Below are 14,543 nucleotides of genomic sequence, written 5' to 3'. Positions count from 1 at the left end.
AAAAGCGCCAATCGCAATAAAGTAACCATCACGAACGTGAGAGGAATTTAACGCTTTCCGGCCCGAAAACGGGCAACAAATCGAGACAGATCCTCAAGCTTTTTCGGATCCTCATCCACAAACCGAATAGTAACGCTAACAAAGTCGGTATCCTGACGCTTGTCTACCGCCTGCAACTGGTGCACATAACCGTTCAGCCGTGCCATCTGCCCTTCGCCTGTCTCTATATCAACAACCGCCTGATCCAGAATGCCGGGAAACGCCTGATCCCGCTTTGCAATCACTCGCACTTCTGTCAGATTGATATCCTTTACTGCAGATTTCAAAGTGCTCTGTGCAAAGCGTATCGAGGCAAGACTCACACCACCCCTGGCCACAGCCGGTTTCCGACTCTCCGACAGCGACGCAGAGAGGGCCGGTGCTGAGGTAGGCTGGCCCGCCACGGGGGCCGTTGGTGTGGGCTCCCGTTTTTGCGTAAGCAACGCTGCCGACTCCTTGAACGCATCGGCTGACCCCGCCATGGACTTACCGTTCTGGCCCATGGCAGTGGTCAGGGTACTCCCCATCACTTTTATGATTTTTTTACTCAGCCCTTCCGGGCTAAAAGGCTTACCGAGATATTCAGAAACACCTTCCTTCACGGCCTCAATCACATGGTCCTTATCACCCCGACTGGTAATCATAATGAAAGGCACTTTCGCGTACTGAGGCTGTTGGCGCATCCATTGCAGTAGCTCCAGGCCGGACATTTCCGGCATTTCCCAGTCACACAAAATCAGATCAAAAGTCGTCCGGGACATAAGCGACTGTGCCCTGCGGCCGTTCTGAGCATCCGTGGTTTCTAAAACCGGGAAGCGCTGGCGTATTGTTCGCTTAACCAGATCTCTTACAAAACTGGCGTCATCAACTACCAGCGCTTTCAGCGTCGCCATGTTGTTTCGAACTCTTATAAAGGTATGGCCCAACTATAGAACAAAGGCCCGCTCGGGAAACCCGAAAGCTACAAAAAAGCCACAAACTTCAAGCACGAACGTCGATAGAAACACAGTTATACAAAACACGGGAACAGACAGGTTAAAGAACTGTCACCCCCAGTGGCTCGGCAAAGTGTTCCACCTACGGGAAAACACGCTACCATGGGCCTAATATCGTCCACTTTTTTACCCTGATCGAGGTTTCGCGTGCTGACCAAGCTTGCAAGGATTCTGCCCTCCCGGCATATGGCATGTCATCTCTGTGTATCCGCCCTTTTGGCCACGTCTGCACTACCTGCCATGGCAGAGAGCGACACCCTGCCGAAAGCACCCGATGGCTTCGAAGAGTGCAAACTGCAACTGCAGGAAAAAGCCATTGCAGCCGGGGTAAGTGCTAAAACGGCCCAAGATGTCATGACGGGGGTCGAACATATAGACCGGGTAATCGAGCTAGACCGTAAACAGCCCGAATTCACCACCACATTTGCAGACTATCTGAACCGTCGGGTGAACGACGACAGAGTGAACAAAGGCCGCGAGCTGCTTAAAGAACACAGCGCGCTGCTGGAACGGGTTACCGAGGCAACCGGCGTGCCCGCGCCCTATCTGGTCGCTTTTTGGGGGTTAGAAACCAACTTCGGCAGCTATTTTGGGAAAATGTCGGTGCCAGACTCACTAACAACTCTGGCCTGCGATGCCCGTCGCACCACGTTCTTTACCCAACAACTGATTGCTGCCTTGCGCATTATTGATGAAGGCGCAATCTCCGTAGATCAGATGGAGGGCTCCTGGGCCGGTGCCATGGGCCACGTGCAGTTCATGCCCACGGTATTTTTGGAGCACGCCGTAGACGGCGACGGAGATGGCCGTCGTGATCTATGGAACAGCCTACCAGACGCCATGATGTCTGCCGGCCGCTTTCTGCGGTCTATGAACTGGGACGGAGATTATCGTTGGGGCCGAGAGGTTCTTTTACCTGAGAATTTTGATTACTCGCAAGCTGATGGCCGGCGTCTGGAACTGAGTATATGGCGTGAGTTAGGCATCACAGACGCATTCGGCAACCCCCTCGGCCGGGAAGATATCACTGCTGCATTGATTGTGCCGGCTGGCCATCGCGGGCCCGCCTTTCTGGCTTACCACAACTTTAAAGTAATCATGGGCTGGAACCGTTCTGAGTTTTACGCCATAGCGGTGGGCCACCTAGCCGACCGTATCGCCGGCGCCGAGACGCTCCAGAATCCGCCACCGGTTGACACGCCATCTCTTTCAAGAGACACGGTTCTTGAACTTCAAACCACTCTTAACGAACGCGGATACGACGCTGGCAAGCCAGACGGTATTACTGGGCCGGCAACTCGTTCCGCTATCCGGAAGTATCAGCACGATGAAGGACTGATCGCCGATGGTTATCCAGGGCAGGAATTGCTAGATGGGCTTGGGGTAGCAACCCCCTAAAACTGTCAGATTTATTTACATAAGAAAAAAACAAAGAATGTCAAGCCTTTGTTATTTAGAAGATTTTATAGTTGGCACAAAACTGGCTTTATGAGTATCAGAATGCGACATAAAATTAATTATGTCATCTCAGAAGGCCAGGAGAAGTGCTATGAGGTTATTGGCGAAAGGATTTTTCGGTGTGCTGTTTTTGACAGCTGCGATGAGTGTTGCAGCGTTCCCGGTTGACGTTACGTCTATCGCTGGGATATTCGAAAACACTCAAGACGAAAACGGTAATACTGTTGGAGGCGAAAACTCAAGCTTCATCTATTGGGGCGGCAATACTAGCTACAGCAGCTACGAATTTGTTAGCAACCCAGGGGTACCTGTTCACAAAACTGATGATACGACTTTTAGTTTGGGCGAACTAATTCACACGAACAACCAAATTCCAGGCAGCAGTTCCACGCTGGCATCCACGGACCTTGCCATCACTCTTGGCCTTTCAGGCTTTGGCGATACTGGCGCGCAGGACGGTACATTCCAGTTTGCTCACGATGAAACAATCGACAACGGCACAAACTTGGAGTGCGGCTTTTACTTATTTGGTTGCTGGTTCTACAACGATTTGGAGAATGCCCCAGTCGACGACACGATTACACAAACGGGTGCATCCATCACAAGCTCAAGCCTCATACTCGGTGGCTTTGAATACTCCTTAGAGTTGATTGGGCTCAAGGACACCAGCGTAGTGGGCACTTCCGAAGGAAGTATCAACAACTACGAACTGTTCGCCAAGCTGAATGCGACAGCCGTACCTGTCCCAGAGCCCGGCACCCTAGCTCTGCTCGGCGTGGGCCTTGCCGGTCTCACCATGGCACGTCGCCGCAAAGCCGCTTAATTGGCTGAGGCATTTACAGGAGCCCCATAGTCCTGTTGTGCACATCGTACAAAGCAGACACCCTGCGCTTTCATAAAGCCCCGGGTGTCAGTTTTTTTAACACCGTTTTTTTCAACACATCCTTCTTCCCGTGATCTGAACTCCCATTCCACGCATAATACCCACCACCACTTTCTACTTTTTACGGAATTCATGGACTCAATCACCCAAGCTGCCCTTGGCGCCTCAATAGCGGGGGCTCTGGCGGGCAAAACCCTCGGGCGGCCGGTTCTTCTCATCGGCGCACTATTGGCGACGCTTCCCGATCTTGATGTACTGATTGATTACGGAACGGCGGTCGCGAACTTTACCCAACATCGCGGTTTCAGCCATTCGTTGTTCGTGCTTGCAGCCCTATCACTGCTGTTGGCCGTTATACTCTGGCGCTGGAAACCAGAGCTGGGGTTCCCACGTTGGTTGTCGCTAACCGCTCTAGTATTGATAACACATCCGCTTTTGGACACGTTTACTACCTACGGCACCCAGCTTTTCTGGCCACTTGGCCGGCCGTTTGCCATTAGCAGCATTTTTATTATCGATCCACTCTATACCCTGCCCTTGCTCGCCGGTTGCACTGCCTTCCTACTGCGCCCTCCCGCATTGCGCGCCATAACGGCCGGCCTGTTGCTATCCACGGCCTATCTCGGCTGGTCTTTGGTAGCTCAACAGATGATTACGGAGCGTGTGCAACCAGCCCTGGCAAAAGCCGGCTTCGCTGGCGGGGAACTGCTGGTGCAGCCTATGCCCTTCAACACGATTCTCTGGCGAGCCACGGCCATCACCGACCAAAAACGAGTTGAAATCGTTACCGGTTTTCTGGATGACAACGCACCGCTAACGCTTGAATACTTCCCCCGCCAACCTGAGCTAGCGAACGCCGTATCACACTTGCCCGAAACCTCTCGCTTGGAATGGTTTACCCGGGGGTTTCTTGACTACCAAACCATCAGCGGTGAAATCACCGCAACCGACGTTCGCTTGGGCATCCCTGGAGCGCATCCTTTTTCTTTTGTGCTGGCCCATGAGCGAGATGGTACCCTTACACCCGCTAATGGCGAGCTAGCGCCACGACCAGCCATGAATACCGGCGCACTGCCGCTACTATGGGCCCGCACGACTGGCGCCATTCCAGTGCTGTGCCTTGCCAGTCTTAAAACGCCGACCCCCGGCGAGGAATGCTAAAACCATGCGTCTTGATCAGTTTATTGCCACCAGCTCACCACTTTCACGCAAAGAAGCCAGGCGCGCTATACATGCGAGTAAGGTTGAGGTGAACGGTGAGGTTTGGAAAGATACCGGCAAACACCTCCCAGCCGGCGCTCAGGTTCTGCTGGAAGGAGGACAACTAACCTTGCAGGGAGAGCGTTATATAATGCTCAACAAGCCTGCAGGCATTGTTAGCGCAACCCAAGACAGCGAGCACCCAACAGCATTAGACCTTCTGCCGGCCGAGCTAACAGAGGTAGCCCGAAATCTTCATATCGCCGGGCGGCTAGACGCCGATACCACTGGCTTACTGCTGCTGACAACCGATGGCAAATGGTCCCACAGGGTTACGTCTCCCAGAGTAGAATGTCCGAAAACCTATCGGGTGAATTTGAGCACACCTATTTTAGATTCAACCATCAACACCCTGGAAACAGGCGTAATGCTTCACCAGGATCCTAAGCCTACAAAGCCTGCGCAGGTAAAGGTTCTGGAGCCGCAATTGATTGAATTAATAATTTCAGAAGGACGCTACCACCAGGTAAAGCGCATGCTGGCAGCGGCGGGAAACCACGTGGAGGCGTTACACAGACAACGCATTGGCGACATTATTCTCGACTCGGCACTGGAGCCCGGCGATTACCGGGAACTGACTGAGAAGGAAATCGCTTCAATAGGCTGAGCTGAAGGGAGCTCAGGTGCGCTCGAAACGCTGGGCTTTCAGGTTTTTACGCACAGCACCTGCCTCGAACACTTCCCCGTTCATGGCAATATAGACTCCAGGCGGCAAAAGTTGCACCGCCGCCCAAGCAAAACCTATATTGAATACCGAATCACTGCGGCGCATCCGCGCTGGCTGCATAGCGCCTGTAAGCACAATGGTTTTGTCGTTCATTGACGACAGCGCTTGGGCGGTTTCCGCCATGGTGTCGGTGCCATGGGTGATCAGTATGCGTTTGCTGCCGCAGGCGGTGACAGCTTCACGCACCAGCACACGATCTTCATCGGTCATCTCCAGACTGTCTTTACGCAACAGCCCCTGCAGCTGGTATCCCTTGTGGATATTGGATTCCGCCAGCAGTTCCGGCACCAGAGACTCGCCGATTTCGAATTCGCTGTTGGCGTCGAAATACACCTTGTCGATGGTGCCGCCAGTGGTAAAGATCTGGATCATGAGAGCCCTGCCCTGTTCAGCTTGCGCGCACGTTCATTTCAAAGCGGCCGTGGTGCTATGAGCCATGGCGTTATATGCCGCGTTCTTGTCCTGCGCGTATTGCCGCGCCGCTTTCGCCACCTGCCCAGTGGCGCCAGTATCCAGCCAACGCTTAATGCGACCGGCATCTCCCATGGGCGAACGAGTGCCCAAAGAGTCCAGAAGCACCGTTACCACCCGCTTGCCGTTCATCTTGGAAACCATAACCAAGCAACGTCCCGCGTCCGACAAATAGCCGGTTTTACTCAGCCCCACACCCCAGCTTTCACGGTGCACCAGTGAGTTGGTGTTTCCGAACGACAAGCTGTAACGGGGCTGACGGAACTGTCCACGAAAGTAATCAGTTGTAGAGTACTCGCGAATTTCCGGGTACTTCGACGCAGCATTCACCAGCCGTACCAAGTCGCCAGCGGTTGAGAGATTCTCCACCGACAAGCCTGTGGGATCCACAAACCGAGTGCCGATCATTCCAAGCTCTTTCGCCTTGGCGTTCATAGCCTCCACAAAACCGTCGAATCCTTCCGGGTGGCTGCGAGCCAGCGTGTAGGCGGCAAAGTTCTCTGACGACATCAACGCAATACGCAGCACATCAGAACGGCGCATCTGCGAACCAACGCGTATACGTGTGTATGCATTGGCCGCTGCGGGCGTATGGCGTTTCTGGAATACCAGCCACTCATTCAACGGTGCACCAGAGTCAAGCACCACCAGTGCCGTCATTACCTTGGTAACGGACGCGATAGGTACAGAACGATCAGCGTTTTTAGCAAACACCAAATCACTACTGCCAGCCACGGCTACCGCTGCGTTAACGGATGCCAGGTTCGGGCCCGGTGCATCCGCATTATTAGCGCTTTTCTGATGCGCGTGCACTGCCGCCAGCGGCAGGCAAAGCACCAGCCACAACATCATTCGCGCTATGTTCGTTCTGTGCATGTATAAACTCTATTTTTGCGGTAACGAATCTCTACGGCAGGTCAGTAACCGCGCCGGTGGAGGCAGAACTTACAGTGCGGGCATATTTTGCCAGCACACCTCGGGTAAAGCGCGGCGGGGGAGCAACCCAAGCCTTCCGGCGACGCTCCAATTCTTCTGCAGTGACATCCAATTCCATACTGTTGGCAACGGCATCGATAGTAATTGTATCGCCATCTTCAACCAGCGCAAGAGGGCCGCCTTCTGCGGCTTCCGGGGCAATGTGCCCAACCACAAATCCGTGGCTACCGCCGGAAAAACGCCCGTCAGTAATCAGCGCCACATCGTTGCCCAGGCCTTTGCCCATAATTGCCGAGGTAGGTGTCAGCATTTCACGCATACCCGGGCCACCTTTAGGGCCTTCATAGCGGATAACCAGCACATCACCAGCAACGACTGTGCCGTCCATAATCCGGTCCTGAGCTTCCTCTTCCGAATGGAATACTCGTGCGCGACCAGAAAAGTGAGTACCTTCCTTGCCGGTTATCTTGGCCACCGAGCCCTCAGGGGCCAGATTGCCGTAAAGAATACGCAAATGACTATCTGCTTTAACAGGGTTATCAAACGCGTGAATGATGTCCTGAGCCTCCGGATAAGGTGCAACAGACGCCAGGTTTTCAGCCAGCGTATGTCCGGTTACCGTCAGACAGTTACCGTGCAAAAGCCCACGCTCCAGCAGCATTTTCATCAGTGGCTGAATGCCCCCGATCGCCACCAGCTCTGACATCATGTAATGCCCGCTTGGGCGCAGATCCGCCAGCACCGGCACGCGCTTTCCAATCTCCACAAAGTCCTCAAGGCTTAGTTCAACGTCAACCGTGCTGGCCATCGCCAGCAGGTGCAGAACCGCATTGGTTGAACCACCGAGCGCAATCACAACTGTAATGGCATTTTCAAACGCTTCGCGGGTCATGATATCCGAAGGCTTGATGTCTTTTTCGAGAAGATTCATAACCGCCGCACCAGCAGCACTGCAGTCATCCATCTTGTTGTTAGAAACCGCGTTCTGCGCTGAGCTTCCGGGTAGGCTCATACCCATAGCTTCAATTGCAGACGCCATGGTGTTAGCGGTGTACATGCCACCACAGGATCCCGGGCCGGGGATCGCCGTTTCCTCAATCTGTTTTACTTCGATAAGGTCGAGATCGCCTCGGGCATGGGCGCCCACTGCCTCGAATACCGAAACAATGTCTGTGTGGTTTTCACCTGGCAGAATCGTGCCGCCATACACAAATACCGATGGCCGGTTCAGCCGGGCCAGGCCCATCAAGCAGCCGGGCATGTTCTTGTCACAACCGCCGATGGCAACCACCCCGTCAAAGCCTTCACAACCCGCTACGGTTTCAATGGAGTCCGCGATAACTTCTCGGGAAACCAGAGAGTACTTCATGCCGAGGGTACCGTTGGCAATGCCGTCAGAAACGGTGATGGTGTTGAAGATCAGTGATTTGCCGCCGGCCGCATCGGCACCCGCCGAGGAGGCTTCTGCCAGCTCATGAATGTGCATGTTGCAGGGCGTTAGATTGCTCCAGGTGGAAGCGATACCAACCTGCGGCTTGCGAAAATCTTCATCAGTAAAGCCAACGGCCCGAAGCATGGCACGGCTGGCGGACTTGCCTATGCCATCTACCACGGGGGCAGAATAACGGCGGCGCTTGTCATCACTCATCAGTCTCTCCTTATAAAGCGTTCACAAACCACAGTTGTTGTCAGAAGCCTACCAGACTGACCTGCATCAAACCGTATGGTGTTACTGTGTCTTACAATCATTTCAAAACAACCAAGCCGTAGAGGCACACTATGTCATCACCCATTCCGCCATCAGCGGCTTACCCCGAGTACAAGCTCTGGCGACAGGGCTATGGTGTGATTCAGCATACTGAAACCACCTGTGATCGCGTGCAAAACCTCGCCTCCCGACTTGTTGCTGCCGGCCATCAACCGGATATTGCAACGGTGTATCGCAAGCTGGCAGATCTCGACCGGCTAACCAGCGCTGGCCTCTGGCTGGTTGTGCACATGACCTACGCCAACCGAGTTGACAGCACCGGCGCCCCACTGGCCGCGCGGGATTTCAAATCCAGCCCCGAGGGCCACACCGGCGGAGCGCTGAATATGGTGCCGGCTTACGCGGCCTATCTCGCTCTCAATAACCTGACCGGACAAACACGAAGCTGGTTGATGGGCCAAGGACATTGCGTGGCCGCCATAGATGCGCTGAACGTACTCACCGGCAACCTGCACCCAGAACAGCGCGAACGCTACACTGGAACAGACGGGCTGTCACGAATGGTAGCGGATTTCTATAGCTATCAGCAAAAACCCGACGGCAGCACCGCGGCACCTCTAGGTAGCCACGTGAACCCTTATACCGCAGGCGGCATTATGGAGGGTGGCTATCTAGGCTTTGCAGAGCTTCAGTACGCACACATGCCGCTACCTGGGGAGTCATTGGTGGCTTTTCTTTCCGATGGTGCGGCAGAAGAGCAACGAGGCAGTGATTGGATACCCCGCTGGTGGCGGGCGAAGGACTGCGGCCTGGTGACCCCTATTATGATTGCCAACGGTCGCCGCATTGAACAGCGCACTGAGCTGGGCACCCGCGAAGGGCTTGAGCGATTTGAGACACACCTCGCTGCCAGGGGCTTTGAGCCGTTCCGCTTTGATGGCCGCGACCCAGCTGCGTTTGTCTGCGCCCTGGCAGAAATGGAGCATTCCCTGAAGGATCGCGGCGATCGTGCACTCACGGGCGAGCTGAACTATCCGGTTCGTATTCCTTACGGTATTGCCGAAACCGTAAAAGGCTTTGGTTTCTACGGTGCGGGCCTTAACCCTGCTCACAACCTTCCGCTACCAGATAACCCCCGCTTGGATATCCATGCCCGGGAGCTATTTCAGGAACACGCCTCTTTTCTGTGGGTAGCGCCGAATGAACTGGCACAAAGCACACTGCGATTGAAAGAGCACGACCAGCAGGGCCGACCTTTGGAGCGGGATCACCCACTGGCTATGCGTAATCCACCAGACCTCGACATTCCAACTATTCCTAGCCGCCACGACCGGATTTCGCCGATGCTGGCGGTGGACGATTTTTTCCGGGCACTGGTTACGCAGAATCCGAACCTAAGACCCAGGGTCGGCAACCCAGACGAACTTGCCAGCAACCGCCTGAAGGGCGTCTTGGAAGATCTTAAACATAGGGTAAATGACCCGGAAAGCCCATCTGAGTCGGTACACGGGCAGATCATCACAGTATTAAACGAAGAGGCGGTAGTGTCTGCCTGCCTGGCGAACAAGGCAGGGATTAACCTAGTTGCGAGCTACGAAGCCTTTTGCGTGAAAATGCTCGGCGCAATCCGACAGGAACTTATTTTCGCGCGGCACCAGAAAACGGTTGGCCGCCCTGCCCGCTGGCTTGGTTTGCCGATTATCGCCACCTCCCACACCTGGGAAAACGGCAAGAATGAACAATCTCATCAAGACACCACGTTCTGTGAAAACCTGCTGGGTGAAATGAACGACGTGTCTCGGGTTATTTTCCCTGCCGATTACAACAGCACCCTTGCAGTTCTTCCCTCAGTCTTCAATGAGCGGGGAACCATTAGTTGCATGGTAATTCCCAAACGGGATCGGCCTTGTGTTTTCGATAGCCGCGAAGCAGAAACCCTTGCTCGTACCGGCGCTTTGGTAGTGGACGAAGACACTTCCGGGGGACAGGAGCCCGTGCTACTGATCGCAAACGGCGCCTACCAGTTATCGGAAGCCATTCGCGCTTGTGAACGTCTGCGCGACACCGGCGCGTCATTTCGCTTAGTGTATGTTCAGGAACCAAGACGCTTCCGGGAGCCAAGGGATATTCTAGAAGCACAGAGCTGTGTATCGGAGCTTGCACGGGAACAGCTGTTCCCGAATCGGTTACACCGAAGAGTTGCGCTAACCCACATGCGCCCTGAAGTGTTCCGTGGGCACATGCACGCACTATTCCCGGATCCCAGCCATAGTGCAGTGCTAGGCTATACCAACCAGGGCGGCACACTAAACGAGGCCGGCATGCTCTTTGCCAACGGATGCTCCTGGGGCCACGCCCTAGCCGCCTGCGCTAGAGTTCTGGACAAGCCGCCCGGGGAGTGGCTGAGCAGTGCCGAATTGGCAGCGGTGGAAGGGCGCGGCGACCCTTCGTTAATCACGCGCGGCCTCCCCTAACAGTTTGAAGGCGGGCTTTGCCCGGCCTCAGGTGGACATTTCCAGAGACCGGTTACCCACACCAGGCCGAACACTACGGCTCGCACTGCGGGCCGTATCTATGGCATATTCGCGAGATTTGATGGTGTCAACAAAGTACCAATCGGCACGAGCTTCCTCCGCGGTGAATGTCACCACCATATAACCGCGCTGATTCATGTTCAGGTAATCTAGGTCATCTGCCAATAAACCAATACCCTGCTCGGCCCCAGCAATTTGCTCCTCCTCCAGCTCTAGGTACTCTTCTAACCCAGGGGACGACACCGAAGCCGTCGCGAACTCCACACCAATCTGGTCGCCGTCTATATCCTTCAAGTTATTGGCCCAGGCGTTATGGGTATCGCCAGCCAACACCACAAGGTTTTTGTTCAATTGCTTTGCCGTACCCAATACCACTTCACGCTCATACTGGTAGCCATCCCAGGCATCAAGGTTGTAAGGGGCAACGGTGTTTATCCTCGCGGACTCTTCAGGCGTAAGGGAAGTATCCCCCGCCAGCTGCCGACCTTTAATCTGCGCGAGCTCCCCAAGCATCTGGGGCAGCCCTTCAAAGTCCTCCGTCGCGATTTTAACCAACAGTTCCGCCGGCAGGTTCATCCGGCCCATCAAAATTTGCTGCCCCAGCACTTGCCAAGTGGCGGTGGAATAGCCTAGCGATGACTGCAACCAAAGCAACTGCTCGGCGCCAAGCAAGGTCCGGTTTTTGCTCCCTACATCCGCAGTGAACCGAGCCTCATCAAGCCCAGCTGATGTAAAGTAATTGAGATAATCCAATGGCTCGTCGCGGCCCATGTGGCGAGTATCCAGCATGTGCAAATCCACCAGATTTCCAAATCGGAACGTGCGGAAAATCGCTTCATCATTGCCTTCAATGACAGGCCGAATCGGCATCCATTCAAAGTATGCCTGCAGAGCCTCAAGCTTGCGGGTACCGTAATCGCCTTCACCGTCATTGTGATTTTCAGCACCGTTTTCCCAAGCGTCGTTAGCCACCTCATGGTCATCCCAGACCACGATAAATGGCATTTTTTTGTGCAGGGTCTGAAGGTCTTTATCATCCCGGTAAATACCGTAACGGCGCCGATAATCCTTCAACCTGATCAGTTCAAGGTTGTTATCCTCAGGGAAGGCACGACCCAGTTCGGCGGCATCGGCCGCCGCATAACTTTCGGCTTCACTGCTGTACTCGTAGATGTAATCTCCCAAATGCACAACCACATCCAGATCATCACGTTTGCTGATTTCGCGGTACACATTGAAATAGCCAGCGGGATAGTTGGCACAGGACACCACCCCTAACCGAACCGAATCAATCGCGCCCTCAGGCAGCGTTAGTGTGGTGCCAGCGGGAGACTGGCTGTCTGAGCTATGAAAACGATAGTAATACGTCTGGCCAGCGGAGAGCCCGCGAACGTCCACTTTAACGGTAAAGTCATGGACATTTCTTGCCTCTGCGGTGCCGGAGTGAACCAAGGTTTCAAAGTCTTTGTCTGTGGCTACTTCCCAGGCCACGCTTACGGCTTTTTCAAAATCCTTATCTGGCACCACCCGAGTCCATAGAACCACCCCGTCTGCCAGTGGATCACCACTGGCAACACCATGAGTGAACTCCGTAGAACGCTTGTCGTCACTATCAAATACACAGCCGGCCAGGCCGGTCGAGACAACCACCGCACCCATGCCCATAGCGGACGCCTTCAGGAAATCCCGTCTCGTCAGTCTTGTCATTATTATGCCTTCCTCTGGATTCTTAGTGTCGGGCACCCTATGCCCGAAACGTCACAGCGCGCCTTCAGGACGCCAACCTAGAACCTAGTCCGCTTGGGCAAATAACGCATTGCCCAATTGCGACAACACAATATCCAATTACGACACGTGAGCGGAAATCGGAGCCTTTGCGAAACGGACAATGCTAGCGGGAGGAAGTGAAGAAGGTAGTCGAGGTATCAAGGCGCCCACTGGACTGGGCGCCTTCTGGAGTAACAGGCTTAAGACTGTCGTGGGTCCGTTTCGGCAACCCAAGGGGTAGCTTGCCGACTATCCCGGAAGGCGACCAGACTTTCTATGCCGGAGAAATCCACAAGGTCGCGGAAATCCAGCCAGTCCACTAGGCAATAGAGGCACATCGCCGGATAGTTCCACTCTTCAAACTGGCCGTCTTCAACTTGAGCAGCGAGAGAACGCAAGGTGGTCATAATGCGTTCACGCTGCAAGTCAAAAAACAACACGCCCGAAGCATCTACATCCAGGCCGGAACGCTTGGCTAGCAGCAAGGTGACCGCCGAATCGTTGGCACCATCTATAAGAGTAAGCTGGTTTTGCTGATCCCAAGTGAGAGGATCCCGGCCTTGCTTGGAGCTGATATAACGGGAAATGATCCGAGAATCGTAGATCTCCTGACCATCGCTTTCCAGCACAGGAATTTTTAGCGCCGGATTGCTACGCCTGATTTCGTCACGGTCTTCGCCGTAAATATCAAGGTTTACAAATTCGTAGCGCTCTTCGTCCAGAAGAATGCGAATTCGCCGAACATAGGGCGAGGTAGTTGATCCAATCAGCTTCATAAACTCTCCGGTTGTATAACCCACTAATACTCTGTGTCTGACTGAAAATGTACCACATCAACGCGCCAGCACAGGAAAATAACAGGGCTTTTACAACAAAAAAAGGCAGCCGAAGCTGCCTTTTTGGCGGTTATTGCTCTATCCGAATGGGATTAGAGAGCAGTAACGTTCTCCGCCTGTGGGCCTTTTTGGCCCTGAGTAACGGTAAACTCAACTTGCTGACCTTCTGCCAGAGTTTTGAAACCGCTGCCCTGAATAGCGCTGTAGTGAACAAAAACGTCCGGGCCGCCTTCACGAGTGATAAAGCCAAAGCCTTTTGCTTCGTTGAAGAACTTAACAGTACCGGTAGTAGTAGACATACTTAAACTTCCTGAAATCAATCATATTATCTGCTGCCATTCACTGAATGCGTCCGGTCAGCGTTTTATGGAAATACAGAACTCGCGGAATCAAAAACAGGACGGTCACTACTAACTGCGGAGTACGTCTTATTCATGAAATGCTTAACTGATTCTTTCCTACGAAGATAACTCTACTCTGGAATTGCAGGCTTGCCAAGTAGATTTGGAATAATTCACGTAGGTAGTAATACCCATCAGCCTTTCACCAGGCCAAAGGTATAAATACCCAGCGCAGTCATCAAAATAGAACCAATCACGTGGAGCAGAATACCGGTTACTGCCATCGGCCATTTACCATCCTGAATTGCTGCGAACATTTCCAGGGAAAACGTCGAAAATGTCGTTAGTGCGCCACACAGGCCAGTTATAGCAAACAGGCGCCACTCAGGCGCAAGCGCACTGGCGTGGCTGAAATAACCGATCAACAGCCCGATCAGCCACCCCCCACTGAGGTTCGCAGCAAGAGTTCCATAAGGAATGGAGTGGTAGCTGGTGTTCAACCACAAGCCCAAAAGCCAACGCAGGTTGGCGCCAACAACGGCGCCAACGCTAACGGCAGCGAACGATAACCACATAGCGGTCTCTCGC

The 14,543-nt window shown here is 53.9% G+C and carries 13 protein-coding genes; 5 read left to right on the top strand and 8 right to left on the bottom strand.

Annotated features, from left to right (window positions below; genetic code table 11):
* Positions 1-47: 47 nt before the first annotated feature.
* On the bottom strand, positions 48-932 hold the full coding sequence (locus ACTH3S_RS03425; protein WP_441807620.1) for a response regulator: 885 nt from the start codon (positions 930-932) through the stop codon (positions 48-50).
* 249 nt (positions 933-1,181) lie between these two features.
* Here ACTH3S_RS03425 and ACTH3S_RS03420 point away from each other — a divergent pair, with 249 nt between their 5' ends.
* From ACTH3S_RS03420 to rsuA, 4 genes are all read left to right on the top strand, one after another.
* Positions 1,182-2,432 carry a lytic murein transglycosylase gene (locus tag ACTH3S_RS03420; protein WP_441807619.1) on the top strand — a complete coding sequence of 417 codons (1,251 nt, stop codon included), beginning with the start codon at positions 1,182-1,184 and terminating at the stop codon, positions 2,430-2,432.
* A gap of 151 nt (positions 2,433-2,583) precedes the next feature.
* Positions 2,584-3,315: a THxN family PEP-CTERM protein gene (locus ACTH3S_RS03415; RefSeq protein WP_441807618.1), complete on the top strand. Its 732-nt coding sequence runs from the start codon at positions 2,584-2,586 to the stop codon at positions 3,313-3,315.
* Between the two features lie 192 nt (positions 3,316-3,507).
* On the top strand, positions 3,508-4,536 hold the full coding sequence (locus tag ACTH3S_RS03410; RefSeq protein WP_441807617.1) for a metal-dependent hydrolase: 1,029 nt from the start codon (positions 3,508-3,510) through the stop codon (positions 4,534-4,536).
* Between the two features lie 4 nt (positions 4,537-4,540).
* Entirely contained in the window at positions 4,541-5,242 is a 702-nt protein-coding gene (gene rsuA, locus ACTH3S_RS03405; protein WP_441807616.1) for a 16S rRNA pseudouridine(516) synthase RsuA, read from the top strand.
* A 12-nt stretch (positions 5,243-5,254) separates the two neighbouring features.
* Here the strand turns inward: rsuA and ACTH3S_RS03400 are convergent, their stop codons facing one another.
* The 3 genes from ACTH3S_RS03400 to ilvD are packed head-to-tail and all read right to left on the bottom strand — an operon-like array spanning position 5,255 to position 8,417.
* The gene (locus ACTH3S_RS03400; protein ID WP_441807615.1) at positions 5,255-5,734 is read right to left on the bottom strand and encodes an asparaginase domain-containing protein; all 480 of its coding nucleotides are present in this window, start codon (positions 5,732-5,734) and stop codon (positions 5,255-5,257) included.
* A gap of 33 nt (positions 5,735-5,767) precedes the next feature.
* The gene (gene pbpG, locus ACTH3S_RS03395; RefSeq protein ID WP_441807614.1) at positions 5,768-6,709 is read right to left on the bottom strand and encodes a D-alanyl-D-alanine endopeptidase; all 942 of its coding nucleotides are present in this window, start codon (positions 6,707-6,709) and stop codon (positions 5,768-5,770) included.
* A 31-nt stretch (positions 6,710-6,740) separates the two neighbouring features.
* Positions 6,741-8,417: a dihydroxy-acid dehydratase gene (ilvD, locus tag ACTH3S_RS03390; protein WP_441807613.1), complete on the bottom strand. Its 1,677-nt coding sequence runs from the start codon at positions 8,415-8,417 to the stop codon at positions 6,741-6,743.
* A gap of 131 nt (positions 8,418-8,548) precedes the next feature.
* Between ilvD and ACTH3S_RS03385 the strand changes: the two genes are divergently transcribed.
* Positions 8,549-10,951 (top strand): xylulose 5-phosphate 3-epimerase, encoded by a 2,403-nt coding sequence (locus tag ACTH3S_RS03385; protein WP_441807612.1) that lies wholly within the window; start codon positions 8,549-8,551, stop codon positions 10,949-10,951.
* A gap of 27 nt (positions 10,952-10,978) precedes the next feature.
* Here the strand turns inward: ACTH3S_RS03385 and ACTH3S_RS03380 are convergent, their stop codons facing one another.
* From ACTH3S_RS03380 to crcB, 4 genes are all read right to left on the bottom strand, one after another.
* Positions 10,979-12,718: an alkaline phosphatase D family protein gene (locus ACTH3S_RS03380; RefSeq protein WP_441807611.1), complete on the bottom strand. Its 1,740-nt coding sequence runs from the start codon at positions 12,716-12,718 to the stop codon at positions 10,979-10,981.
* Positions 12,719-12,978: 260 nt separating this feature from the next.
* Positions 12,979-13,554 carry a glutathione S-transferase N-terminal domain-containing protein gene (locus ACTH3S_RS03375; protein ID WP_441807610.1) on the bottom strand — a complete coding sequence of 192 codons (576 nt, stop codon included), beginning with the start codon at positions 13,552-13,554 and terminating at the stop codon, positions 12,979-12,981.
* A 152-nt stretch (positions 13,555-13,706) separates the two neighbouring features.
* Complete coding sequence (locus ACTH3S_RS03370) at positions 13,707-13,913, bottom strand: cold-shock protein (protein ID WP_041340064.1); 207 nt, start codon at positions 13,911-13,913, stop codon at positions 13,707-13,709.
* Positions 13,914-14,149: 236 nt separating this feature from the next.
* On the bottom strand, positions 14,150-14,530 hold the full coding sequence (gene crcB, locus ACTH3S_RS03365; protein ID WP_441807609.1) for a fluoride efflux transporter CrcB: 381 nt from the start codon (positions 14,528-14,530) through the stop codon (positions 14,150-14,152).
* Positions 14,531-14,543 lie beyond the last annotated feature (13 nt).

The organism is Marinobacter sp. (genome assembly GCF_052094685.1).
Taxonomy (GTDB): domain Bacteria; phylum Pseudomonadota; class Gammaproteobacteria; order Pseudomonadales; family Oleiphilaceae; genus Marinobacter.
This window is presented reverse-complemented; position numbering and strand designations above follow the sequence as displayed.